Below are 26,112 nucleotides of genomic sequence, written 5' to 3' on the forward strand. Positions count from 1 at the left end.
CTCGTCATGTGCGTTTACAATAAAGTTTTATTTTTCTCATTTTCACTGCAACTAATCTTTCGTTGGAGTCGTAATAGATATGGTACATATTGGTACTAATGATAGAGATTATGCAGGGGAGATGAAGAGAAAGATGAACAATTGGTTGAAGAAAGCCGCGCCGGTCGCACTTGCTTCGACGTTGCTGGCGGGCTGCAGCTTCGGAAGCGGCGACGACAAGGCGTCGGACGTGGAGACGACGGTGAAGGTCATGTATTACGACGAAAGCGGCTTTTACCAAAATTACGGCATGTTGTACAGCGCGCTGAACCCGAACGTGAACTTCGAAATCGTATCGACGCAAAGCCTTTACAACAACTCGGGGCCGTCGGAAGACGGAGAGGAATTCGATTACGACAAAGCGCTGCAGAAGCTGCTGGACGAAGAGAAACCCGATATTCTGATGCTGGATCAGAACCAGTACGAGAAGCTGGCCCAGGACGGCAAGCTGCTCGATATCGAAGCCTATATGGCGAAGGACAAGTTCGACACGGAAGGACTCGTTCCCGGCATGGCCGACTATATGAAGGAGCTCGGCGGAGGTCAGCTCTACGGTTTCCCATCCAGCTTCAGCAGCCAAGTGCTCTACTATAACAAGGCCTTATTCGATAAATACAATATCGCTTATCCGACCGACCAAATGTCTTGGCATGAAGTCATTCAGCTCGCGAGACAATTCCCGATCGAAGGCGAGCCGGAGGAGCGGGTATACGGCCTTAAAGTCGGCTACAGCGGCGACTTGAACGAGATGGCGAACATGCTCGCTTCGGCGGACAATCTGAAATACGTGGACACGGCCAGCAAAACGATGACCATCAATTCGGACGGCTGGAAAAACGTTCTGCAAACTTCCCTCGATGCCCTCAATTCGAAGGCGCTGTATTTCGAAAGCATGGACCAAGGGATGAACGGCGGCTCCGGGAGCTACGAAGATTATTTGATGCGCAACCCGTTCCTGTCCGGACGCCTCGCGATGACGGTCGACAGCACGTATTTGATGCAGCAGATTGAGGAGGCCGGCAATTACATCAAAGAAGAGGGCGCCATTATCAGCGATTGGGATATGGTCACGATGCCCGTCAGCGCGCAATATCCGGATCAAAGCTCGAGTACGTGGTACAGCGACATCTTCGCGATCGCCAAGGACTCCCCTAGCGCGGATGCGGCTTGGGACTTCATCTCTTATATTTCCAGCGATGATTACTCGCGCGTGAAATCCAAGGTGACCAACATGGGCGGGTTCCCGATCCGCACGGCCTATATCAAGGACGAGGAAGGCCGTAACTTCGCGGCATTCTATAAGCTGAAGCCGACGCGGGCCCAGCAGGATTACCGCGAGTACGAGAAGCTGAATCCTCAGTTCAACATGATGTTCTACAACCATATGAACGAGGAGTTCAAAGCCGTTCAAGACGGGACGAAGACGATCGACGAGGCGCTTGAACTGCTGCAGGTCAAGGGCGAGGAGCTGCTTAGCCAGGAGCCGATGACCGAAGAAGAAGTGAACAAAGAGATGGAGAAACGAATGGCGGAAGAGCAAGCCAAAATGCAGGAAGCAGCGGGCGAAGCCGTGTCTGAGACGGTAGCGGAATAAGAGGACGGCACGATCAGGCTAGGCAATTAGGCAATGCGAGATGAAAATGTAATAAGTCAAGGCGTTTCAACGGGCAGGCCTGAGGCTGCGCACGGGTGGAACGCCTTTTTTTGCTGCGACTGACGAGTGAACTAGCACGGTAAACAGCGGGTGGCGCACGGAATAGAACAAATCTACGATTTTGCGGGTCGATGCTGGCCTTTGGTTTAACATTTCGATGCATTTTGCCCGTGCTCCGCCGAAGATCCAACTCGCAGTGCTATAATGGTGGGACTACAGACTACCGCCGCCGAAGGAGACCGCGCCATGAGCAACGTCATTGGATGGTTACTGCCCAGAAAGCTGAAATACCGCATCTTCGCTGCGTTCGTGCTGCTTATTCTGCTGCCGTTCGGCTTGCTTAATCTCTATAATTACGAGCGGATCGAATCGCTTGTGCAGGAGAAGATCAACAAACAAAGCCACGATCAGCTCGAAAATTTGAAAGGGCTGCTGCTCGACCAGATGAGCATCGCGTTCAAAACGTTGATTTTTCTGGAGCAGGACTCCGCGGTCAGAAAAATATTAAGCAAGCCGGACGATCAGAACGTGCTGGAAAACAAGGATATGATGGAGGAAAAATTCAAAAACTTGAACAACAGCTTTTTCCTTTATAATCCGTCCGTGTATTTCACGCTCCTGGATTTGCAGGGCCATGTCTACACCTCCTATCAGCCGAATGAGCCGCTGAACTACGAGAAGCTGATGCAAAATCCGTCGTTTCGCGATGCGGAGAAGGAAGAGGTGCCTTACCGCTGGGTGCCTGGAGAACGAAATTACGTATTCCGAGATCTATCCACCAGTCCCTACCTGCTGTCGCTGTACGCGGTGCTGCGCGACCGGAGCAACAGCGTCTACGGGATGGCGAGAGTGAGCATCGACTATTCGTATTGGTTCCAATCCGCGGTATCGGGCTCGGAGATGGATCAGGCTTATTTTATCGTGACCAAAGAAGGGGAAACCGTCGCTCGTTCGGTGAGGGACGCCGAGCTCACGGATTCCATCGCGGACCAGATCACGTCGAAGAGCGGCAACGGTTATTTCATCGACGAGCAGTCCGACAGCCTCATCAACTACAGCTATATGGAGTCCGTGGACTGGTACATCATGAACCGCATCCCGCTTGACGTGCTGTTCGGCGAGATGAACGCGCTTAAGCGGCAATTTTTCTTGACCTTCTTCCTGCTCACGGCAGCGTTCATCGGCATCGCGTTCATCATTGCGCATACATTCACGAGACCGCTCGCGCACTTGCAGCTGAAGATGAAGGACGCGATCGCAAAAAATTTCAAAATCCGGCTGCCGGAACGGAAATACGCCGGCGAAGTGCTGGACTTGACGCGCAACTTCAACGCGATGCTGAAGGATATGGATGAGCTGATCGTGAAGCTGAAGACGGAACAGCGCCAGAAGGACGCGGTTCACTTCCAGATGCTGCTCGCCCAGATGAATCCGCATTTCCTGCTTAATACGCTTAACACGATGAAATGGATCGCCCTGCGAAATGGCCAGACGGATATTTCGGAAATGTGCGTGTCGCTCGGGAAGCTGCTCGAGACGAGCCTCAATTCGGATGTCGACTTGATTCATCTGAAGGACGAGATGGAGCTGATCGAAGCATTCCTTTACATTCAGAAGGTGCGGCATCGCGACAGCTTCGATATCCGGCTCGAATATGACGAAAGCCTGCAATTCGCGCTCGTGCCCAAGCTAAGCCTGCAGCCGCTCGTCGAGAATGCGATCGGACACGGAATCAGCGGGCTTTCGGAGAGAGGCTTGATCCAAATCCGCGTCCGGCGTTTGGACCAGCCGAGCGCGTTGCTGCTGGAAGTGGAGGATAACGGCATCGGACTTGAGGCGTCCGCGGCGAACCGGCCTCTTCGCAAGCGACCCGGCATCGGATTGACGAACGTGAGGGAGCGGCTGCGCCTGCTGTTCAAGGACGAAGCGAGCGTCGAGGTAGTCGCGCTGCGGCAGGGAACGCTTATCCGGCTTACGTTCCCGTTCCTGCTGTCGACGCCGTTCGAGCAAGAAAGAACATCGCTAGAGTAGGGGGGAGACGGACATGTGGAAGGTGCTGCTGGTGGAAGACGAATTTTTTGTGCGGGAGTCGGTGAAGGAGCTCATCCGCTGGGAGGAGCTCGGCTTTGCGGTCATCGGCGAGGCGGGCGACGGGGCGGAAGCGCTGGAGCTCATGAAACACGATCCGCCCGATCTTGTGCTGACGGATATCGTCATGCCGCGCATGAACGGAATCCAGCTCTTGAAGGAAGCCCGGGAAGCCGGCATCCGCAGCAAGTTCATCATGCTTACATGCATGGGCGAATTCGAATACGTCCGTCAAGCGATGGAGTACGGCGCCTCGAACTATATTCTGAAGCTGTCCATGAGCGTCAAGGATTTGCGCGACACGCTGTCGAAGGTGAACAAGGAGCTGCAGGCGGCAAGTGAGGACGCGCAATCGCGGGATCAAACCCCGATCAACGGACATGCCCACGCGGCGTTTGCCCCGGAGGTTCAATCGATCTCGCATCCCGAGGTGAACAAAATCATCGCCTACATCGAACAAAACTACGAGAAGGACATCACGGTGAAGTCGCTGTCCCAATACGTCATGATGGGCGAGAACTACGTCAGCTCCCTGTTCAAGAAGAAGACGGGCCATAATATCATCCATTATCTTCACGGGGTCCGGGTTGGCCAAGCGAAGCGGCTGCTGAAGCAATCGGACTTGCCCATCCACGAAATCGGCGCCAGGGTCGGCTTCGCGAACGACAATTATTTTATCAAAATATTCAAGCGCCACGCGGGCGTCACCCCGAGCCAATACCGCCATGCCAAGACCGGCGTAGAACAAAACCCCCATTCAGGGTGAAGGCGTCCCGGGCGCAAATGCGTCGAAACGTTCCATCATGAAGATAGAATTGTTACTTAATGAAAGGCCCCTTGGCTTGTTATTCTGAACGTGCAGCAAACAACCATTACTCGCAAGGGGGTTCGTTCATTGAAGACGAAGAAAATGAAATGGCTTACACTGTCCTTCGTATTGGCGATCGTCGTAAGCATGCTGGCGGGCTGCGCGGGCGGCAATAGCGGCGGCAACGATGGCAATGGCGGGAATAGCGGCGGCAGCGGCGGAGAGTCGATCAAGCTGAAGATGTGGGGCGGGGTACCGCCGGAATCCGGTCCGCAAGCGGTCGTCGACGCGTGGAACAAAGAAAATCCGGACATTCAGGTCGAATACGTTCGTTTCGTCAACGACGATGACGGCAACCTAAAGCTGGATACGGCGCTGCTAACCGGCCAGGACGTCGATCTGTACGTCAACTACAACGTCACGAATGTACAGAAGCGGATAACATCCGGCGTAGCGCTTGATTTGGGCGAATTCGGCGACTACAACATCGACGAGAAAATGGGCGTCGATGCGGCTGCTTGGAAGATCGACGGCAAGTATTACGGCATCCCGACGAAACGCAACGCGTTTTTTATCGCGCTGAACAAGGATGCGCTCGACAAGGCGGGTCTCGAGGTGCCGAAGGATTGGACCTGGGATCAAATGCGCGAATACGCGCAGAAGCTGAAGGCGGCCGGCTTTAACTACGGCTTGGTGCAGCATACTGCTTCGTATTCCGATTCCGTGGACTCCATCCTGATGAAAGACGGCTACGCCAAAGGGGACGGAACGTCCAACATGAATCATCCGGAAGTGAAAAAATGGCTGGAAGCGCTGAACGCCATGATGCACGAGGACAAGACGACGCCTCCGCTCGGCGAGCAGCTGACGTCCAAGATGCCGGTAGAGAACGTGTTCCTTGGCGGAGAAGCGGCGATGCTGAATATCGGCGAATGGCTCATCCGAAGCTCCAATAACATGACGGACTTCCCCCGCGATTTCAAAATCGCGTTCGCGCCGGTGCCGCGCGTGACGGACAGCGCGGAAGGATTCGTGATGCCGGGCGGACTCGGCGATTTCATCTCCATCAACGCCAAGTCCAAAAACAAGGAAGCGGCTTGGAAATTTCTGAAGTGGTACGCGGACGGCGGCATGGCGCCGATGGCCGCGGGCGGGCGTCTGCCGGCTTCGAAGGACGTCGATCAGGAGACGGCGCTGAACAGCCTGCTCGGGGACAAAGCGGACACCTACGACATCGAATCGCTGCGTTACGTCCTGTTCGAGAACGAGACGCCAACCTTCGTGCGCAATTCTCCGCAGGAAGTAATCGACATCATCATGCAGGAGTACGAGAAGTATTTCCTCGGCAATCAGAATGCGGATGACACCTTGGCCGCGATGGAAAGCCGTCATAACGATTTCTTGAAGCAGCAGAAATAGAAGATCTTTTATACCTAAAAATCGGTAGCCGCTCTGGGATTCCTTGGGGCGGCTTCGGACATATTATCGGAGCGTGGGGGATGTGAAACATTGAAGCGCCTCTTCTGTTTATTCTGGGGATGAAGAATTTAAAGTTATGTTATAATGTGAATAAGTTAAGTTTTAAAGGGAGGCTAAATAGATGAAGCGTAAATTTACGACGAAACCCCCTACTGATTGTTTATCTGGACCAGATGAAGATAAGACGATTATTCATACTCCTATAGTACTAAAAAGGGGTGATATAAGAAATTCTGAGATCGAAGAGAGCCGCAATGATGTCATTCGGCGAGTTTTTCACGATAGCAGAAAAACGATACATGGACGAACGATGATATCAAAAATGATACCTGCCGTGAGATTAAATAAAAGAGGTATATTGCGGAGTAATCACGTATTAAACATCATCGAGAAGAAGAAAATAGATCCGTTTAATGTCGTGTCCAAAAATTTGTCCGAGCAATCGGCTTCCGTGTTTGAACGGTACAAACATTTAGCCAAGCGAGGAAAATGACGTGGCAGAAAAGAGATTGTTGCTTTTGGCTGGGCCAAACGGGTCGGGAAAATCTTCAACGTTAAACAAGATTATAACATCCCCGTTCTACCCGGGGATCTACATAAGTCCTGACGAAGCCGTCAAAATGAGTCCATTTGCAGAGATAGAAGATATAAGAGAACGTTACGGAGCAGCAATGGATTTTTGTGAGACGATTCGACATGAATTGATCAGTGAAGGAAAATCATTTTGTTTTGAGACGGTTTTGTCCACACCTGGAAAATTAGACTTTCTTCGAATGGCTAAATCAGAGGGTTATCTAATTGAAAGTATATTTATTACAACAAGCGATCCGGAAATTAATATAAGACGGGTTGCTCGACGAGTGCAAGAAGGTGGCCATCATGTTGAGGACGATGCGGTCATTAGAAGATATCATAGGAGCATGGGGCTTATGACAGATCTGTTTGAATTATCGGACAATATGATAATTGTTGATAGTTCAGAGGATCATAATGAAATGATTATCGTTATAAAAAACGAATTTAGCATAGTTGGGCTTCATGTCGATCGCTGGTTGCCGTGGATCAGAGATAAGATCATCTCTCCCATATTCGATAATCAAATGAATGAGCAGCAGAGAGAATATTATGAACTATCTGAAAGAGAAAGCAATATTTATATGGGTGTAGAGAAATCTAATACTTCCAAGGGCCTAATGAGATTATTTCTCTAAGCGCAATGCAAAACCCCTTCCTCTATTAATTGAGGAAGGGGTTTTGTATTTGTAGATTTTTACGTGACTTGAACGTTCTCGCTACGATAAAGCGAATCGCCCGGTAGCGCGAATAGAACAAAACTACGCGGACTGCCCTTATAGCCGCGTTTTGAAATACGTGATTTTGTGATATGAATGCGGTGGAAATGTTCCTTAATCGCCGTCCTGCCCGCTGGTAAGATGGGAGTATCACAGGAAGCGCATCGCGTACTGCCAAGAGGGGGAGACAGGATGAAAAACAACAATTGGATGCGGCGCCAAAGCTTGCTTGGTTACGTATTCGTGGGACCGAATATGCTGGGCGTCATTTTATTTTTTATCGTACCCGCCATTTATTCGTTTTATCTCATGTTCACCGACTACAAATTCATGAACCCGGAGGTGAATTTCGTCGGCTTCGACAATATGAAGCGGTTGTTCGAGGACGAGCTGTTCTACACGGCGCTCCGAAACACGGTGCTGTTCCTGCTTTCCGTGCCGGTGTCCATCGGACTCGCGTTCCTGGTGGCCATCGTGCTGAACGGCTCGGTTTATTTCAAAAAAATGCTTCGCGCGCTGTTCTTCATGCCGTACATTACGAGCGGCGTCGCGATCGCGTTCGTCTGGATGCTGCTGTTCCAGCCGCAGCAAGGGCCGATCAACGGCGTGCTCAGGGCGATCGGCATCGATAATCCGCCGGGTTGGCTGTCCGCGACGGAATCGGCCATGTACGCCATCGACATCATTTGGATCTGGTTCATGCTCGGCTACAACATGATTATCTACTTGGCGGCGCTTCAGGAAATTTCGGGCGAGCTGCTGGAAGCCGCGAAGATCGACGGCGCGAAGCGGTGGCAGACGATCCGAAACATCATCTGGCCGCTCGTCAGCCCGACGACGTTCATGCTGCTCATAACGGGGCTCATCATGACGATCAAGACGTTCGGCGTCATTCAGGCGATCACGCAAGGCGGTCCCGGCAACAGCACGACGATTCTGTCGCTATTCGTCTATCAGAATGCCTTCAGATACTACGATATGGGTTACGCCGCTACGATCTCGTGGGCGCTGTTCGCGCTGATCCTGATCATTACGCTGATTCAGTGGCGGGGACAGAAGCGCTGGGTTCATTACTAGAAGGAGGATGACTGACGATGAAAGCACAAGCAGGTAAAACCGCTGCCACGCTGGTGATGCTGTTCCTCGGGATCATGACGGTCGTGCCGTTCCTCTGGATGATCAGCACTTCCTTCAAGACGCCGGCGGAGGTGTTCGAATATCCGATCAAGTGGATTCCGGACATCATCAAGTGGGATCATCACGTGAAGGTATGGACGGGCGAGAACAGCTTTGCCCACTATTATATCAACTCGCTTAAAATTTCGATCATTAGCACGGTCGGCGCCACGTTCCTGTCCGCGTTCGCGGCATACGGCTTCGCCCGCATTCAGTTCAAAGGGCGAAACGCGCTGTTCATGGTGTATCTCTCCATGATGATGGTGCCGCCGCAAGTTCTGTTCGTGCCGAAGTTTCTTATGTTCGATTGGGCGGGCATTTACAATACGCACTTGGCGCTTATTCTGCCCGGGCTGTTCACGATCTTCGGCGTGTTTATGATGCGGCAGTTTTTCCTTTCCGTGCCCTACGAAATTTCCGAATCGGCGTTTATCGACGGAGCGGGCCACTTCCGGATCTTCTTCCAGCTGGTGCTGCCGTTGGCCAAGCCCGCGCTCGCCACGCTGGCGATCATCGATTTCTCGTGGCATTGGAATGATTACGAGAACGCGCTCGTATTCCTAATCGACGACAGCTTGTACACCGTGCCGCTAGGCTTACAAAATTTCATACTGGAGAACACCGTGGATTATAACGGCATGATGGCGGCTGCGACGGCGGGCATTATTCCGATGATCGTTATTTTTTTGCTGGGACAGCGGTATATCGTACAAGGCATTTCCAATACAGCGGTGAAGGGATGATCACGTGATGAGAGCGGAAGAAATTCGGAAGGACGTCGTCGTCGTCGGCGGAGGGCTGGCGGGCGTAAGCGCCGCGATCGCGGCCGCTCGGAACGGCAGCAAGGTAGCGCTGATCAATAACCGTCCTGTGCTGGGAGGCAACTCCAGCAGCGAAGTGCGCGTGTGGGTATGCGGAGCGACGAGCCACGGCGTGAACCGGTTCGCCCGCGAAACGGGCATAATGGGCGAGCTGTTCGTGGAGAACCAGTACCGGAATCCCGACGGGAACCCGTACCTCTGGGATGCCGTCGTGCTGGAAGCGGTAAAGGCGGAGCCCAATCTGGAGCTCTTCCTGAACACGGACGTGCACGAAGTCGAAGCGGACGGCGGCGAGGACGACCGGACGATTCGGTCGGTGACCGGCTGGATGATGGGCTCGGAGCGCCGGATCCGGTTCGCGGCGGATCTGTTCCTGGACTGCACGGGAGACGGACTCGTAGGATTCCTGGCGGGCGCGAAGCACCGGATCGGACGCGAAGCGAGACACGAATACAACGAAGAGTGGGCGCCGGAGCAGGCAGACGATATTACGCTCGGCAGCACGATTCTGTTCTATACCAAGGACGTCGGACATCCCGTGCGATTCGTCCCGCCAAGCTTCGCGAAGGATATTACGGGGACGTCCATTCCGATGAAGCGAGTGATCCGGAGCGGCGATTCCGGCTGCCATTATTGGTGGATCGAATGGGGAGGCGAGCTCGACACGGTCCACGAGAACGAACGCATTCGCGACGAGCTGTGGGCGGTCATCTACGGGATATGGGATTATATCAAAAATTCCGGCCAATTCGAAGCGGATAACATGACGCTGGAGTGGGTCGGCTCCATTCCCGGGAAACGCGAATATAGACGTTTCGTCGGCGATTACGTGCTCACGCAGAACGACATCATCGCCCAGCGCGAGTTCGAGGATCGCGTCGCGTTCGGCGGATGGTCCATCGATCTTCATCCGCCGCAAGGGATGTACGCCACCGAAAGCGGCTCCAAACATATGCATCCGGACGGGATCTACCATATTCCTTATCGGTCGCTCTATTCGATCAACGTGAACAATATGCTGTTCGCGGGGCGCAACATCAGCGCGACGCATGTCGCGTTCGGCACGACCCGCGTCATGGCCACCTGCGCCGTCATGGGCGAAGCGGCAGGGACGGCGGCCTCGCTCTGCAGCCGTATGGGCGTCACGCCGCGGGAGCTGTACCGCTCCCATCTGCATGACCTCCAGCTGGCGATGCAGAGGCAGGATTCGTCCGTGATCGGCTTGGCCGTCCCGGACGAGGGCGACCTCGCGGGAATGGCGGTCGCGACGGCTTCTTCGGCGCAGCGAAGCTTTGACCTTGCCGAGAGTGACGGAGAAACGTACCCGCTGGCGAACGAAACCGCGCTGTTGTTGCCTGTCGAGCGGAAGCTGACACGTCTTGAACTACTGCTGGACGCTTCGGCGGATACCGAGCTGCGCGTCCAGCTGTGGGATACCGGTCGACCCGAGAACTACGTGCCCGGCAGCCAGATTGCGGCCGCATCCGTGAAGGTGGCCAAAGGCGAGCGCCAATGGGTCGCGCTGGATCTCAGCTGGGTGCCGGATCGCGCGCAGAATGCTTTTATGATCGTGGAGCGGAATGACGCCATCAGCCTTCACCAATCGGCCGTACCGATGACGGGCGTCATCGCGTTTGAGAAGCGCAAGGCGCCGAACGCCTCCCAGGAGATGGAGGAGAAACTCGAGCGGCAGCCCGTGCTGGACTGGAGCATGAAGCGGCTCGTGCGCCATCCCTTCTGCTTCCGAAGCGACGCGGCGGACGGCGTTTACGAAGCTCATAAGGCGCTGGACGGTTATCTCCGTCCATACGGTGGTCCGCATCTATGGGTATCCGAGCCGATGCGCGACGGGGAGGCCGAATACGTGCAGCTCGATTGGCAGGAGGATGTGACGATCGGATCCGTTCAGCTGATTTGGAACGACGACGTGAACGAGGACCTGATTAACTTGCACCATCATCGCACGGCATTCGAGGTCATCCCGGAGCTGGCGCGGGATTACCGGATCGAGGCGCTCGTGGAAGAGGAGTGGCGGCAAGTCGCGGCCGTTCGGGGCAATCGGAAGCGCAGGAACAAGATCGCGCTGGAACGTCCGGTAAAGGCGCGCGCGCTGCGCGTGACGGTCGAAGCGACAAACGGTTCTCGTCACGCGGAACTGTCGAGTATCGGCGTTTACGGCTAGAAGGCAGGGAAAGCTGCAAGGGGTTCGTTTCCTGGGATCGGCCGATACGGGCTTGCCAAACGGCCAAAGCCGCAAGTATAATAGTGCCCATTATCGAAGAAGAAGCGGAGGCGTTCGGATGGGCAGGATTAAACTGGTGAAGCCGTCGGTCGACGATCGGGAAGCCTATATGGCCTTTTTTGAAGATTGGATTCAAAGCGGTGAAACGATCGTGCCTTGGGTGGTCGAACGCGATCCGTCGGATTTCGCGGCGTACGTCGATTTCCTCTACGCGGCGGACAGCGAAGAGAAGCTGGACAACGACGAATGGGTGCCGCATTCGACCTATTGGCTGAAGGACGAGGAAGCCGGCATCGTGGGCGCGGCCAACTTCAGGCATCGCTTGAACGACAAGCTGCTGGATAGCGGCGGCCATATCGGATACGGCGTCCGGCCATCCGAGCGGCGGAAGGGATATGCGTCCATCCAATTAGCGGAGATGCTCCGCATTGCCCGCGAGCATGGACTTACGCGGGTGCTGCTCGTGTGCGACCGCGAGAACGAAGCGTCGGAGCGCACGATCCGCAAGCACGGAGGCGTGCTCGAGGACGAGCGAATGACGTCGGACGGCCACGAGGTCAAACGATTCTGGATCGCGTTAGGCGAGGGGAACGAATAAGCCGGCGCCGCCGGGGAAATCCGCGGCATCGCACTTGCGGCGAGCAAACCTCTTGGCATGAGAATAATCGAAGTAGGCGGTTTCCGTAACCGGCAGAAGCGAGCGAGCACATTCGCGTCTGCCGGAACGGAGGCGGCCTTTTTTCGTTCGTCGGGCGAGAACCGCCTATTGACTTCTGTTTCGCAACGTTATATGGTTAGTTACATAAGTAATGAACCATATAAGTAATGAGGTGATGGCGTGTTCGATGACCGCAGTCCGATTTACCAACAGATAGCAGACGGCATAAAAAACGATATCGTAAGCGGCGCGCTGAAGGAAGAAGAGCAAGTGATGTCGACCAATCAATACGCGGCATTCTACCGCATCAATCCGGCAACGGCGGCCAAAGGGTTCCAGCTGCTGACGGACGAAGGCATTTTGTACAAGAAGAGAGGGATTGGCATGTTCGTGAGCCCGAACGCCCGGCAGCAGCTGCTGGAGCAGCGCAGGGAACGGTTTTTCGAGGAAGTGGTGGATAAGATGGCGGCGGAGGCGAAGCAGATCGGCATTCCGGTGGCGGATATCGTGAGCAGGCTGGAGAAGCTGAACGGAGGGGATGAGGCATGACGTTAACCATTGAGGTAAACCGGCTTGGGCTGAAGTACGATAAAACATCGACGGCGCTCGAAGACGTTTCCTTCCGGCTGGAAGGCGGCAAAATTTTCGGGCTGCTGGGCCGCAACGGCTCCGGGAAAACCAGCTTGCTCTCGATTCTGGCGTCGTTCCAACTGCAGACCGAGGGAGAGGTTCGCATTGACGGCGAGGCTCCTTACGAGAACGAGCGCATCGTGAACCAAGTTTGTTTCATTCAAGAGAACGGCCACATGTCAGACGGCTTCCGCGTCCGCGACGCGCTTAAGCTTGCGGCAAGCTGCTGGCCGAATTGGGACACGAAGTACGCGGACCGGCTGATCAAGCAGTTCGAATTGCCGGAGAAGAAGCGGGTCATGGCACTTTCGCGCGGCATGAAGTCGGCGCTCGGCGTCACGATCGGGCTCGCTTCCCGCGCCCCGGTGACGATCTTCGACGAAGCGTATCTCGGCATGGACGCTCCTTCGCGTTATTTCTTCTATCACGAGCTGCTCAAAGATTATATGGAGCATCCGAGAACATTTATTTTGTCCACCCATCTGATCGAGGAAGTCGGCAATTTGTTCGAGGAAGTACTCATCCTGGACAAAGGGAAGCTTGTGCTCCGCGAGGAGGCGGAGTCGCTGCGAACGCGCGGCGCCGCGATAACCGGACCCGCGGCGCTCGTAAGTGAATTCGCGGAAGGGTTAACGGTGCTCAGCGAGCAGAAGCTGGGCGGCACCAAATCGATTACCGTATTCGGCGAGCTGGGCGCGGAACGGCTGAAGCGGGCGGCGGCGGACGGCCTCGAGATCGGTCCCGTGTCGCTGCAGGATTTGTTCGTCCACTTGACTAGGAAGGGGATGGCTAGCGATGAACGCGAATAAAGGAAAGAGGAGCCCCGCCATGAACGTGGCCCTTCACTTATGGTCAGCTTACAAGCATGTGCTGCTTTGGTATTGGATCATCTTTACGGGAATCTACGTGACGATCAACGAACTGTTCATGAGGTGCGTAATTCCGAACGACGAAGTCAGGGAATCGGGCAGCATTTGGGCAGGGGCTTCGATCTCGCCGAGAATCTTCCTGCTCGTGCTCGGCATCTTGCTGACGGTAGGCTCGTTCAGCAGCTTCGTATCGAACGGATTGACGCGGAGAAGCTTCGTCAAGGGAAGCCTACTATTTATGGCGGTAATGTCGCTTATTTGCGCGGCGATCAACCTGATCGGGTTTCCCGTCGAACGATATATCGTCGACATGAGCGGCGCCGCGAGAACGCTGGATCACCCCGACCTGGCGGTAGAGGGATTGACGACCCTGCTCGTTTTCTTCGGTTACTTCTGCGGGGGTTGGTTGATCGGATCCGGGTTTTACCGGTTCCACTGGGTGAAGGGGCTGCTCGTCTGCTGGCTGTCCGTTGCTTTCATGCTCGCGTTGGACTATATCACGGGCTTGGAGCTGTTGGCGAGCGGAGCAGCCAATACGGCGATTAACCTGATCCTGCTGCTCGTATTATGCGCGGCGCTCATTTGGCTTAACCACTCCTTCCTGCGCAAGGCGGCGGTGAAACGGAAGATGACGATGTAGCGAGGGGATGCTTGAGAAGAACGAAGGAATCGTAAGTTTATCTCCAAAAAAAGGGGCTGCTCCCTCCAAGATTGATTATCTTGGAGGAGCAATCCCTTTACGTTATTCGATGACGGCCGGCAACGGCATCATGTCGATCTCGCCTTTGCCGCCCCATTGCGGCTGAGGAAGCGGAGGGTAAACGAGCGTGCCGCGTTCGTTCAGGTCGGTTAGGCCGTTTGCTTTGAGCATCGAATCCGACAGCGTGTAGAGAGTGTCTCCGGAGTAGAGAATGCGGCGAACCGTTTTGTTGTAATCGTAGCCGTATTGCCCGCTTTTCTTCAGATCGTCCTCGGACAGGTGGCTGATGCGGCCCTTCAGTTGGAAGCCGTTCTGCAGATCGATGCCGTACACGTACGCGCCTTGGTAGACGAATTCGCCGTAGGCCGGGAACTCCCCGGGCTTAAGCGAATCTTTGTTTTTGATTTCGTACAGCTCGACCGGAAACGCCATTAGGCCTTTGGCTTTGGAGAAGAGCAGAGCCTTGTGATTATAGAGCAGCTCGGAGCCGGTGCCGCGGTCGCCGATCACTTCCTTGAACAATTCCTTCGGCTGGGTCACGTCGGTCACGTCGAACATCGCGATTTTCATGCCTTGATAGAACGCCATCGTCTCGTCCGGACCCATGCCCTTCGACGGAACCTCGACGGTCTCCTTGCCGAAGCCGATAATATGGTTCTCGTCGTACGGATGCAGGTAGTCGCTGTAGCCCGGAATCTTGAGCTGGCCAAGAACCGAAGGATTCGCCGGATGGCTCAGATCGATAACGAACAGCGGATCGACGTTGCGGAAGGTGACCATGTAGGCGCGGTCTCCCATGAAGCGTACGGAGTAAATCCGCTCGCCGGGCGCGAGGCCCTCCAGCTTGCCGGCGACCGACAGCTTCTCGTCGAGCACATAAACGTTGTTCGTGGAGCCTTGCGCGCCGCTTGCCCACATGTCACCGTTCGTAAGCGCGACCCGGAAGTAACCCTCGTGCTCATCCATCGAAAACTGGTTCAGCAGATTTCCAGGAACGGAACCTTCACCGATATAGACGACTTGGCCTTGATCCAGCCGGAACTTATGGAACACGGTTTGTTGTTTGTATTCATCGCCGTTCATTTCGTACTTGCCGATCGCGACATACAGATGTTTTTCGGACGCGTAGACGGTGCTGCCTGAACCAAGGTACGCGGACATTTGCAACGCTTGGTTCGGCTGGCTCAAATCGACCGCGCCGACCAGCATCATGCTGTTGTCGGTCGGATTCGGGAAGTAGCGGACTTCGTCAAGCGAGAGCGTCTGAAGTTTATCCGATACCGCTGAGTCGCCGTAGACGGGTTCGACCGCTGCGGCGATCTCTTCCCTCGCCATGGCTTCGTCCTTCGCCGAGCTTTTCTTGGACGTCAACGTATCGTACATCGGATAAATATTGTTGTACTTGTTCGTGACCACGTACAGCGCGTCCCCGATCTTCCGCGAGGACACGTAGCTGCCCTCCTGCGACAATTCGCGGGTAAGCTCGGGTTTGCCGGACTCGCTTAGCTGATAGACGAACGTCTTCACCGTGCTCCGCGAATACATGGGCGGGTAGATGGAGATGAACTTGTCATCCGGAATCGGATCGATCAGAATGTCGGGATCGATCCCGGGATCCGGAGCCGTCTCGACGCCCGGGTTCGGCTGCGAGCCGCCGCCGCTTCCCGAGGATGGAGCCGAGCCGGGACTTGCCGATGTCGCGCCCGCACCCGAGCTGCCAGGGCTGGTTGCGCCTGCGCTTCCGGAGCTGGCGATACCGTCGTCCCCCGAACCGGATGCTCCGTCGACGGTCGGTCTCTCGGCGACGCCGCCCGAATCGACCGGCGCGCCTTCGGCGCCGGGATTATGCGTAACGGGCGGTGCCGGTTCGTATAGATTTTGCTGGCCGATGACAAGCAGCTGACGGTCATCCACGTAAAGCTCTTGCGGGTAAAAGCCGTCTTTCTCGGTATATTCCATCACGGCCGCAAGCTTCGGCTGTGCCGGATTTGAGATGTCGGTAATGATGACCCGATTGCCGCTGATCTGATAGACGAAGTCGCCGTCCGTCTTCGCCCAGTCGGCTTCATCGACGCCTTCGACCTGCACGTTCGTCGCGGAATGATCGTCGCCGGCGTCGGCTTCGCTCTCGCCCCTGCCGCCGCTCTGGTCGACCACAACCGCGCCGCCCTCGTTCAAGCTCGGCGCCGAACCTCCGTCCGAAGCCGCCGTCGCGGTTTCCGCCTGGCCCGTCAAGTGAATGATGCCTTTATTCTGATACTTAACCGCTGCTTGGATAAGCTCCATCAGCTTCTTGGCCGTGCCGACCTTAGGCAGCTGCTTCGGTTCGTCGATCGTGACGATCCTCTCCGCTCCGTCCCATGCAACGACCGTGCCGAGCGCTTCGGACAACGCGCGAAGCGGAACCATCGTAATGCTGTTCTCGACGCGGGGGGCAAGCGGAAGCTTAACCGTCTTGCCGTTCGCCGTCATCGTCGCCGAACCGATCGTTAGCAGCGCCGTACGGCCGTTTCTCTCTAATGTTACCGTCTTCAATCCGCCGTCCGTTTCGTTATAGGTGACGGTTGCTCCAAGCGCTTCGGCAATTTCCCTAAGCGGGATCAACGTCGATCCGCTTTTGATGTAAGCCGGCGTCGCCAGCTTCAGAGGTTTGCCTTGCACCGTGACTCCGATCTCGCCTTGGGCGATCACTTCTTGCTTGAACGCCCCGCCCGCGAAGGGCGCCAGGCATAGCAGCAGAGCCAAAACTGCCGCAATCGTAGCCTTCCTCTTCATGACTTTTGCCTCCTTTATTCGATTGTTTGTTCTGAACCCCTTCATTTCATCGCGATAATGATGCGTGTCGTGTACTCATTTGACGAGCGGCTATTGGAATAAGTTGCGGGCAATGGCACATTCTAACCAGATATCGTTGACAAAAGCCGGCGAATGACATATGCTTACAAATGTAAGTGAGTACTTGCATGCAAAGAAGGTGAGCAAATGAGCGAAACGAATACTCTCGGCACCAAAGATAAATTGCTGCTGGCGGCGATCGACTTGATGTCGGAGAAGGGATATGCCGCAACGACGACCAAAGAGATCGCGCTCGGGGCAGGCGTGAACGAAGTGACGTTGTTCCGCCATTTCGGCACGAAGGAGAAGCTGGTGGAGGCGGCCTTCAGCCGATTCCATTATGCCGACGAGATGACGAAGCTGTTCCGGGAATCGCTTCAAGGCGAGCTGCATGGCGATCTGCTTCTGATCAGCCGAACCTATCATAAGCTCATGAACCGGAACCGGAAGCTGTTCATGATCATCCAGCGAGGGAAGAGCCAGCTGCCGGAGGAAGTATACCAGGAAGCGGCCCGTCACCCCCAGCAGCTGAAGAAGCTGTTAACGGATTATTTGGCCGGGATGGCGAGTCAAGGGAAGGTGCTGCCTTCAGCCAATCCGGAGGTGCAGGCGCTGTCTTTTATGTGGATGAATCATGGAGCGTTTAACTCGAACTTGTTGACCGTGGAGTTGGACGTTTTTATCGAGGAAAGCGTGCGGATGTTTGCTAGGGCTTTAACGCCCTAGTTTTTTTGAAAGTAATATGCAAGTAAGTACTTGCAAACAAATTTAAATGCGAGGAGAAATGAGACCATGAGTAACCCATCTTCCGAAACCACGGAACGCCAAGGCAACATCCTCATGCGCTTCATGCTGTTCACCGTCATGATTTCGTCGATGAGCGCCTTAATGTTTAATATCGTGCTGCCGCAAATCGGCGAGGAATTCCGGCTGTCGTTGCCCGAAGTCAGTTGGCTGTCTACCGCGTATACATTAATCTACGCTTTCGGAACCGTGACGTACGGCAAGCTGGCCGACCGATTCCAGTTAAAAAGCTTGCTGACGTTCGGCCTGACGCTCTTCGCCGCGGGCTCTCTGCTCGGATTTTTGTCTCAATCGTTCGCGATGGCGCTCGTCGGGCGATGCCTGCAATCCGCGGGTGCCGCGGCGGTTCCGGCGATGGCCTTGATGATTCCGATCCGGTATTTCCCCGCGGAGAAACGAGGTTCCGCCATCAGCATGACGGCCGTCGGGATCGCGCTCGGAGGTGCACTCGGGCCGGTCGTCGCGGCGTTGCTGGCGAGCGTTGCGGGCTGGCGATGGCTGTTTGTTCCGTCGCTGCTCATGATCGCGCTTATTCCGCTCTTCCGCAAACATTTGAAAGATGAGCCGCTTGGGGAAATACGGAAATTCGACTGGCTGGGCGGGCTGCTGCTGGCAGCATCGTCCGCCGCGATCTTGCTGGGAGTCACGCAGCGGTCGTGGGTTTACGGAGCGGCCGGGGTGGCGGCTCTGATCCTGTTCGTCTGGCGGATTCGCACTATCAAATCCGGTGACCCGTTCGTCCAGCCCCGATTGTTCCGTAACAGGGAGTACACCGTCATGCTAGTGCTCTCATTTCTGATCAGCTGCTTCGGGATCTCGTTGTACTTCCTTACGCCGATCCTGCTGTCGAACGTCTACCATCTCGAAGCGGGATGGATCGGACTCGCGATGGTACCGGCCGCGATCGCATCTTCGATTCTCGGACGGAAAGGAGGGAAGCTATCGGATCGCCGCGGCAACGCATATTTGCTATCGATCGCTTCCTGCCTATTAATCGTATGTTTCCTGCTGCTGTCGATCTTCGCCGGCGTCGCGGCGCCATGGATCTCGGTTTTCCTTATCTTCGGGAACGTGGGGCAGTCCTTCGTCCAAATCGCGATGTCGAACGCCGTCTCGCGTACGCTGCCGAAGGATCAGGCGGGGGTGGGCATGGGTTTGTTCTCCATGATCAACTTCATCTCGCAAGGCATAGCGGCGGGCGTCTATGGCGTACTTGCCATATCGGGCACGTCCATTACGTGGAATCCGCTTAACGCGTTCCCGTCCAGCGCCACGTTCAGCAATCTGTATCTCGTCTTGGCGGGACTGCATATCCTCATCTTGTTGGTGTACCGGATGCGGTTCGCGCCTCGGAAGCTCGAAACGGTCGTGGCGGTCAAGCGATAACTCGAATGGAATCGTGCACGTCCGGGCGTAGTGGAAGGATATGAATAACGGCAATCGGAGACCGGCTATGGCGAGCGGTTTCCGATCGCCGTTTTTTTACGACTGGCCTTATTCGCAGACAACGTTACTTTATCGACGACCCTCGCTAAGCTAACGGACCCGACGATCCTTGCTAAGCTCCTAACGGATCAGGAAGACCTTATCTTGATGAAAAGCGGCCCATTTGTATTCTAACGGATCTAGAGGACGCTATTCGCGTCCATTTCCGGGTTTGAAGGCGAATATGGAGAGAATAAGGTCATCTCGATCCGTTACAATTGAAACGGGTCGATTTTCGGCGGAATAAGGTCTTCCTGATCCGTTAGCGCTCGAATCATTTAGTAAGCACGCTGCCACGCTTTTACTCTGTTGTTCGTTCGTTGATTATTCTTCGGTTTAATTGGGCATTGCACTCTGTATCTTTGCTTTGTTCGCGGGGTTGCTTCCGAATGGGAGTCGTTTAGTTGCGAGCTTTACCCAGCGCCGAAAGATTAGCAGCTAAGTCGTCAAAATCCCGAATGAGTCTGTCCACGGTAGGCAAGTCGGCGGGCGACCAATCCAGGCTGTTTAAATGATGCGCCGGCAGCCAAACCAGCTTCTCGTGTTCGCGAGGCGAGGGTACGCCCGACGTGACGATCGCCATATGCGTAATCAGCCTGACTTGTACGGCCGGATAGTCGTGCACGATATCCGCTACAAGCCGGCCAACGGCAATGACGCAGCCGAGCTCTTCTTGGATTTCGCGAACGAGGCAAACCTCCGCCGTCTCTCCTTGTTCCAGCTTTCCGCCTGGAAACTCCCATAACCCGGGCATCGACATGTCCGCCGACCGGAGAGCGCATAATACCTCTTTGTTTTTATTTACGATGACCGCCCCGGCCACAACGATTTTTTTCATCCGAATGCCCCCAATAGCTGATCATACCTTTGTCCTTGATGACCTCATCATACGTGATGGGAAGCCGTCATGCAAAGACGAAGCTTCGACGACAAAAACGACAAATTTCGCTTAAATTTTAATAAAATAGTTTGCGATTGGTAGTTGTAATTGTTTGGAACTTAGCGGAAAATAGAAATAGGTAAAATTTGCCGAACGTTGTCGAAAAATAGGCGTCTGGATGAATTCAAGCGGTTCGAGGTGTTGGTTATGGCGGAGATAAAGAGATACTTATGGATTATCGTAGCAATGGCCGCATTCGTGGCGACGCTTACTTTTGGGCCGTCGTCCGTTCAGGCTGCGGTTAACGAGAACAAAGGGAACGCAAGCACTATCACGAAGTGGCAGATGTTATGGGAGCAGCCGGACAAGCCGCTTACAATCTACGATGTGAACGCGCTTCCGGATGACGCGGGCTGGTTCGCCGTTCAAGCGGGCGGGGAGTATCCGAACGTGCCCGAAGGCGTCAGCTCGGCTTGGATCAAGTTCCGTCTGCCAGAATTGACTCAGATGCGGCCGGCGATGTATTTGAAAGAACTGTTTGCAAAAAACATAATAATATATATCGATTCACGCATTGTTCTAGAGCAAAAGAGAAATTATTCATTTGATTTTAATGAGCTAGTCGTACCCTTATCTATGAATGAATCAAATGATTTTGTCATAATTAAATTAGAGAAAAATGCCGAAAAACTGGGGCAACACCATGAAATAGTAATTGATGAGTTTAGCTCGGTACAAAAACAGTATTTCATAAGCGACCTAGTCGATGTTATTTTAGGAGCATCATTGATCTTTATTTCAATATTAATGATGATTAGCTTTGTTTTCTTACATAAATCGTTTCTTCCTGGATGGAATTCATTGTCTATCGTTATGCTATCAATAGGTGTAATGATCCTAAGTTACTCGACATTCTTAGACAAGCTGTTTTTTGAGCAAGGGGCATTTTTATATTATTGTTTTGATATTGCATCAGCGTTACTGATACCTTCCATTTTTACGTTTTTCGATAAAATATTTGGAGCAGGTCCATATGGGTTGATTCGCAAGTTCAAAAGAGTGCAAATATATTTCTCGTTTATTTGTATCCTTTTATTTATTACTTCATTTTTCTTTAAAGGAGTCACTGAATTTTATTCTACTTTTGGGACTTACGGTTTTGGGTTCTCTATTTTAGTGGGAAATCTATTGTTAATAGGGACATTGGTGACTTATTGTCGGAGAGGCAATAGAGAAGCCATAATTTTAGTCTCTGGTTTCAGTATATTTGCAGGTGTGGGCTTAGCTGAAATGGCTTGGTATTTCATAAGTAATGGGATGCATAAAATGTTTTATTGGAAGCTAAGTATATTATTCTTTTTAGCTTCATTAATCATCATATTGGCCCGCAGGATAGTAAAAAACTATGAGCAGGCTGTACAGTATTCGAAACAAATAGAGATATTTAACAATGAATTACAGCGATCCGAGAAAATTGAAATGATTAGTCATTTAGCAGCTTCTATCGCGCACGAAGTAAGAAATCCTCTACAAGTTACAAGGGGGTTCCTTCAATTATTGACCAAAAAAGCCGAATTAGAGAAAGATAAGAATTATATAACCCTGGCAATAGATGAACTTGATCGAGCTTCTGAAATAATTACAGATTTTTTGACGTTTGCTAAGCCTGATTTAGGAGAAGTGTTGCATCTTAATATAGCCGAAGAGATGCAACAAATAGAAGCGATTCTAGCTCCATTAGCAACCATGCAAGGCGGGATTATTAATGTAAACGTTGAAGATGGTCTGGTAGTCCAAGGGAATTCGTCTAAGTTTAAACAAGCTCTTATTAATATTATTAAAAACAGCATTGAAGCTTTTGTAGATAATGGAAGAATAGATATTACCGGCTACTTTGACTCGGAGCATCAATTAATCGTTATTAATATAAAAGACAATGGAGAGGGAATGGAAGAAGTTGATCTTAAAAGATTAGGCGAGCCTTATTACTCCAAAAAATCAAAAGGGACAGGTTTAGGGTTGATGGTCACATACCGAATAATCGAGGCAATGAAAGGAAAAATAAAGTTCAACAGTAAGCGAGGTGTGGGCACTCAAGTAGATATTACTTTTCAAATATAATAAAAAAGCCGATGAATAGGTTCATCGGCTTTTTTATTAAGTCCATCTAGGAGCTCCTACCTCATTAACCGGCGCATCAGCCGGATTCTGCGGCAGAACCAAATGATATTTGCTATCCGTATCCTCAAGCACTTCGATCGAGATATCATCAGGGATATCGACGCCGAATGCGTCTCTGATTGCCGATTTTGGATCTGCTAGCAATTGTTTTTTGAACTCCGCATCTGTCCATGCTTTTTCGATGATTTGGTCTTTCAAATCTTGTGTGCTTGACAAAACAATCACCCTCTCAGATATGTATATGATTTCCACAAATAGTCTATCAGAATTTTTCGACAAAATCTACATCTATTTTACTATATTCTACATATTCATAGTCCATATGGAATGGGTCAATAGTTTAACTTTAATGGGCTTGTTGAAGGCCAGCAAACAACAAATTAATCCCCCCGCCCAGCAGCTTGCGCTTTCGCTCTTCGAGCTGGTCTGCGATCCGATGCAGGCTCTCCAGCATGTAAAGGTTGAATGCAACCAGATCGGGCGGCGCGAAAGGATTCGCCAGGAGCTGCCCATGATATCGCACAGCGATTTCGGCGTAGGGCTTCATGCAGCCGCGTACGTATATGGCCGCTTCGATTCGCTCCTTCGACAATGCGGTAGAATTGTAGCCTGGTTGGAAGTCTCTTGCTGTGGAATCGCTAACAACGGCGCTATCTATACCAGCTGCGATCATCGCCAGCAAGCCGTTATAGCTACCGTCCGCGAGATCTTCCTCCCAATCGGCCCAGTCGTCTAGCATCTGAAGCGTCATGAGCGTGATATCGACGGCTTCTTCGGTGGCTGCGATCCGCTCTGCCAGGGTCGATTCACTTACTTTAAGCGTTTTCCCCAATTCGCCTTGGGAATCATGCAGCAGCAACGCCCCGACGACGCTGATCTTCACGGGTCCGGCCTTGCCGGCTGTAAGCAGCGGATTCGTCAGGAAGTAGTTCCCTCGCCCTTCGTTCACGACGCTGTCCGCCCATATTCTGGCGTAACCATCGTAATAGCGCCAGAACGGGCTGTCGGACGGGAACAGTCCACGGAAAATGCGGAACATCTCTAGCTGGAGCATGTTGCCGAGAGCGAGCTGAATCTTCCAATCGCCTCCTGCAACATTGCTGTCCATCACATCGTCTTGAATAAAAAAGTAGAGCATGCCATATACATTGGCAAGCGCTAGTTGTCCGCACTGCTCGTCCGATAACGAGGCCGAATCCTGCATCCAAAACGGCAGAAGCGTGCAGATATAATCCTTGCCGCCATCCTTGTCGACGGGGTCGAATTTGGCCGCGTACGTGAGTCCCGTCTCGTTCAATGGGGGAGGGAAACTTGCAATAGCTTCCATAGCATTGCCGTAAACTCGGGTTAATTGAGGTTTATATCGATCGTACCACTCCATCTGCCGACATCCTCCGTTCGGACTAATTCGAAATCTCGATCTGGTTCTATATAACTATATCACGAGACTTATTAGACCGCCTGCAGAAATTGGAAGATGCTGAAGGAATTTTACCTGTTTTCTTACGCAAGTATCTGTTGAGTAAATGTAAAAAATCCAGTAAAATGGATGTGATTAAGAAAGAATCTTTCGAAACTAGACCTAAGTCGGGGGAGCGTCTATTACCTCAGAAGGTTCATTCGAACCTTCTCCTGCATTAAAGTTAATACCAGATGATAGTTCTTTAATGTGGAGGTCATAAGAATGAATAGAGACAAAGAGATTTACGTGCTTCTGACGGACACCGGAACGGTCTTGACGAGAATTATACGAACGTTTACGAAGGATCCGCTTAACCACGCGTCCATCGCATTCGACCATGATCTAAACGAGGTGTACAGCTTCGGAAGGAAGAATCCGAACAATCCGTTTTTCGGCGGGTTCGTGAGGGAAGACGTGCGGGATGATTTTTTCCTGGACGCGATGTGCGCTGTATATCGCTGTACGGTCAGCGCTTCGGTTTATACGAATCTTAGGAATCAAGTCCAGCACTTCGAACAGAATCAAGACTTGTACAAATATAATCTCGTGGGCATGCTCGGCGTAGTCTTCAATATCGAATGGGAACGCAAATATTCGTACTTCTGCTCGCAGTTCGTGGCAACGATGTTCCAGCGAAGCGGCATGAACCTGGTCGACAAATCGCCATTGCTTGTTACGCCCGGCGACCTGCAGCATACGCCGGCGCTCGAATTAGTGTATCACGGCCATCTGCACGGCTACGTCGGATGCCAGAACAGCATAGCCGCGGCAAGTACGTTCCAAACGGCCTAGAAGAGATCTCATTGGATGAGATCTCTTTCTTTTTGTAAGCGAGGTTGTGTTATGCTAACGATAGGCTGGTTTAAGCTACATAGAGACTTAGGAGGGAAAGAAAATGCAGAGAGCAAGTTTGGACTCGTCCTTCAATATCAAAAACTTGGAGCTTCGCAACCGCACCGTGATGGCGCCGATGTGCCAATATTCGGTTCACGGCAAGGACGGCACGCCGACGGATTGGCATTACGTGCATTACGTCTCGCGCGCGGTAGGCGGCGTCGGGCTAATTATCATGGAGATGACGAACGTCGAGCCGGCCGGACGCATTACGGACCGCTGCCTCGGCTTATGGTCCGATGACCAGATTCCCGCATTCAAGCAAATCGTCGACGCGGCTCATGCGAACGGCGCGAAGATCGGCATTCAGATCGCGCATGCGGGCCGCAAGGCAACGGATGATCCGTCGCCAGTGGCGCCTTCCGCGATTCCGTTCGACAGTCAATCGAAGACGCCCAGGGCGCTGACAACCGAAGAAACGAAAGCCATGGTGATCAAATTCGGAGAAGCGGCGCGCAGGGCGGTCGAAGCGGGCTTCGACACGATCGAGCTGCATGGCGCGCACGGTTATCTCCTTCATCAATTCCATTCGCCGCGCAGCAACACGCGCGACGATGAATACGGCAAGGATCTGACTTTATTCGGCCGCGAGGTCATCGCGGAAGTGAAGAAGCGGATGCCGGAAGGAATGCCGTTATTGTTCCGCATCTCGGCGCTGGAATACGCGGAAGGCGGATACGAAATCGATTATGGCATCGAGTTGTGCCGCGCATACTTGGAAGCGGGCGTCGATTTGCTCCACATCTCCACAGGCGGAGAAGGCCATCCAAGTCCGGAGCGCCGTCCGAAGGTCGCGCCGGGCTTCCAGTTACATGCGGCTCAGGCGGTAAAGGAAGCGCTTGGCGTGCCGGTCATCGCGGTCGGCATGCTCGACGATCCGCAAGTCGCGGCAGAAGCGCTCGCAAGCGGCAAAGCGGATCTGATCGCCGTCGCCCGCGGACTGCTTCGCGATCCGTATTGGGCGCTGCATGCCATCGCGGCAAGCGGCGGCAATTACAAGTCCGCCGTGCCGACTCCGTACGAGCGGGGCTTTTGATCCGTGAAGGAACTAGACTAATTGGCCCAATTATGAGACTCTAAGGTAAATCATGGCTATAAGAGGTTGTTCAAAAAGT

General features: G+C 53.1%; 22 protein-coding genes. 18 read left to right on the top strand and 4 right to left on the bottom strand.

Going from position 1 to position 26,112, the window contains the following annotated elements; translation table 11 throughout:
* Positions 1-133: 133 nt before the first annotated feature.
* From RB620_RS11415 to RB620_RS11475, 13 genes are all read left to right on the top strand, one after another.
* Positions 134-1,633 carry an ABC transporter substrate-binding protein gene (locus RB620_RS11415; RefSeq protein ID WP_308094396.1) on the top strand — a complete coding sequence of 500 codons (1,500 nt, stop codon included), beginning with the start codon at positions 134-136 and terminating at the stop codon, positions 1,631-1,633.
* A 306-nt stretch (positions 1,634-1,939) separates the two neighbouring features.
* On the top strand, positions 1,940-3,724 hold the full coding sequence (locus RB620_RS11420) for a sensor histidine kinase (protein WP_308094398.1): 1,785 nt from the start codon (positions 1,940-1,942) through the stop codon (positions 3,722-3,724).
* Positions 3,725-3,737: 13 nt separating this feature from the next.
* Positions 3,738-4,547, top strand: a complete 810-nt coding sequence (locus tag RB620_RS11425; protein WP_308094400.1) for a response regulator — start codon at positions 3,738-3,740, stop codon at positions 4,545-4,547.
* Between the two features lie 129 nt (positions 4,548-4,676).
* The gene (locus RB620_RS11430) at positions 4,677-6,008 is read left to right on the top strand and encodes an ABC transporter substrate-binding protein (RefSeq protein WP_308094401.1); all 1,332 of its coding nucleotides are present in this window, start codon (positions 4,677-4,679) and stop codon (positions 6,006-6,008) included.
* Between the two features lie 181 nt (positions 6,009-6,189).
* The gene (locus tag RB620_RS11435) at positions 6,190-6,561 is read left to right on the top strand and encodes a hypothetical protein (protein ID WP_308094403.1); all 372 of its coding nucleotides are present in this window, start codon (positions 6,190-6,192) and stop codon (positions 6,559-6,561) included.
* A 1-nt stretch (position 6,562) separates the two neighbouring features.
* A complete protein-coding gene (locus RB620_RS11440; protein ID WP_308094405.1) occupies positions 6,563-7,279 on the top strand; it encodes an ATPase in 717 nt (238 codons plus the stop codon).
* Between the two features lie 273 nt (positions 7,280-7,552).
* Positions 7,553-8,437 (top strand): carbohydrate ABC transporter permease, encoded by an 885-nt coding sequence (locus RB620_RS11445; RefSeq protein ID WP_308094408.1) that lies wholly within the window; start codon positions 7,553-7,555, stop codon positions 8,435-8,437.
* Positions 8,438-8,454: 17 nt separating this feature from the next.
* Positions 8,455-9,279 carry a carbohydrate ABC transporter permease gene (locus RB620_RS11450; RefSeq protein ID WP_308094411.1) on the top strand — a complete coding sequence of 275 codons (825 nt, stop codon included), beginning with the start codon at positions 8,455-8,457 and terminating at the stop codon, positions 9,277-9,279.
* A 7-nt stretch (positions 9,280-9,286) separates the two neighbouring features.
* Positions 9,287-11,539 (top strand): FAD-dependent oxidoreductase, encoded by a 2,253-nt coding sequence (locus tag RB620_RS11455; protein ID WP_308094412.1) that lies wholly within the window; start codon positions 9,287-9,289, stop codon positions 11,537-11,539.
* Between the two features lie 118 nt (positions 11,540-11,657).
* On the top strand, positions 11,658-12,197 hold the full coding sequence (locus RB620_RS11460; protein WP_308094414.1) for a GNAT family N-acetyltransferase: 540 nt from the start codon (positions 11,658-11,660) through the stop codon (positions 12,195-12,197).
* Positions 12,198-12,437: 240 nt separating this feature from the next.
* On the top strand, positions 12,438-12,806 hold the full coding sequence (locus RB620_RS11465; protein WP_308094416.1) for a GntR family transcriptional regulator: 369 nt from the start codon (positions 12,438-12,440) through the stop codon (positions 12,804-12,806).
* Complete coding sequence (locus tag RB620_RS11470; protein WP_308094418.1) at positions 12,803-13,696, top strand: ATP-binding cassette domain-containing protein; 894 nt, start codon at positions 12,803-12,805, stop codon at positions 13,694-13,696. Before RB620_RS11465 ends, RB620_RS11470 begins: the two co-directional genes overlap by 4 nt.
* A complete protein-coding gene (locus RB620_RS11475; protein ID WP_308094421.1) occupies positions 13,683-14,396 on the top strand; it encodes a hypothetical protein in 714 nt (237 codons plus the stop codon). The genes RB620_RS11470 and RB620_RS11475 overlap by 14 nt, the downstream gene beginning before the upstream one ends.
* Positions 14,397-14,498: 102 nt before the next feature.
* On the opposite strand, the gene RB620_RS11480 is transcribed toward RB620_RS11475, so the two are convergent.
* Complete coding sequence (locus RB620_RS11480) at positions 14,499-17,231, bottom strand: beta-propeller domain-containing protein (protein ID WP_308094423.1); 2,733 nt, start codon at positions 17,229-17,231, stop codon at positions 14,499-14,501.
* Between the two features lie 207 nt (positions 17,232-17,438).
* On the opposite strand from RB620_RS11480, the gene RB620_RS11485 reads away from it, so the two are divergent.
* Positions 17,439-18,017: a TetR/AcrR family transcriptional regulator gene (locus RB620_RS11485; protein ID WP_308094425.1), complete on the top strand. Its 579-nt coding sequence runs from the start codon at positions 17,439-17,441 to the stop codon at positions 18,015-18,017.
* Positions 18,018-18,083: 66 nt separating this feature from the next.
* Complete coding sequence (locus RB620_RS11490) at positions 18,084-19,481, top strand: MFS transporter (protein ID WP_308094428.1); 1,398 nt, start codon at positions 18,084-18,086, stop codon at positions 19,479-19,481.
* A 499-nt stretch (positions 19,482-19,980) separates the two neighbouring features.
* Here the strand turns inward: RB620_RS11490 and mutT are convergent, their stop codons facing one another.
* Positions 19,981-20,418, bottom strand: coding sequence for an 8-oxo-dGTP diphosphatase MutT (mutT, locus tag RB620_RS11495; protein ID WP_308094430.1), 438 nt, complete (start codon positions 20,416-20,418; stop codon positions 19,981-19,983).
* 249 nt (positions 20,419-20,667) lie between these two features.
* On the opposite strand from mutT, the gene RB620_RS11500 reads away from it, so the two are divergent.
* Complete coding sequence (locus RB620_RS11500) at positions 20,668-22,581, top strand: ATP-binding protein (RefSeq protein WP_308094433.1); 1,914 nt, start codon at positions 20,668-20,670, stop codon at positions 22,579-22,581.
* A 36-nt stretch (positions 22,582-22,617) separates the two neighbouring features.
* Here the strand turns inward: RB620_RS11500 and RB620_RS11505 are convergent, their stop codons facing one another.
* Both RB620_RS11505 and RB620_RS11510 read right to left on the bottom strand, forming a co-directional pair.
* Entirely contained in the window at positions 22,618-22,857 is a 240-nt protein-coding gene (locus RB620_RS11505; RefSeq protein WP_308094435.1) for an NHLP leader peptide family RiPP precursor, read from the bottom strand.
* A gap of 130 nt (positions 22,858-22,987) precedes the next feature.
* Positions 22,988-24,022, bottom strand: a complete 1,035-nt coding sequence (locus tag RB620_RS11510) for a hypothetical protein (protein ID WP_308094437.1) — start codon at positions 24,020-24,022, stop codon at positions 22,988-22,990.
* Between the two features lie 303 nt (positions 24,023-24,325).
* Here RB620_RS11510 and RB620_RS11515 point away from each other — a divergent pair, with 303 nt between their 5' ends.
* Together RB620_RS11515 and RB620_RS11520 are read left to right on the top strand one after the other, a co-directional pair.
* Entirely contained in the window at positions 24,326-24,895 is a 570-nt protein-coding gene (locus RB620_RS11515; protein WP_308094439.1) for a hypothetical protein, read from the top strand.
* A 103-nt stretch (positions 24,896-24,998) separates the two neighbouring features.
* Positions 24,999-26,033, top strand: coding sequence for an NADH:flavin oxidoreductase/NADH oxidase (locus tag RB620_RS11520; RefSeq protein WP_308094440.1), 1,035 nt, complete (start codon positions 24,999-25,001; stop codon positions 26,031-26,033).
* The last annotated feature ends 79 nt before the right edge of the window (positions 26,034-26,112 follow it).

It is taken from the genome of Paenibacillus sp. LHD-117 (assembly GCF_030929555.1).
Classification (GTDB): Bacteria; Bacillota; Bacilli; order Paenibacillales; family Paenibacillaceae; genus Pristimantibacillus.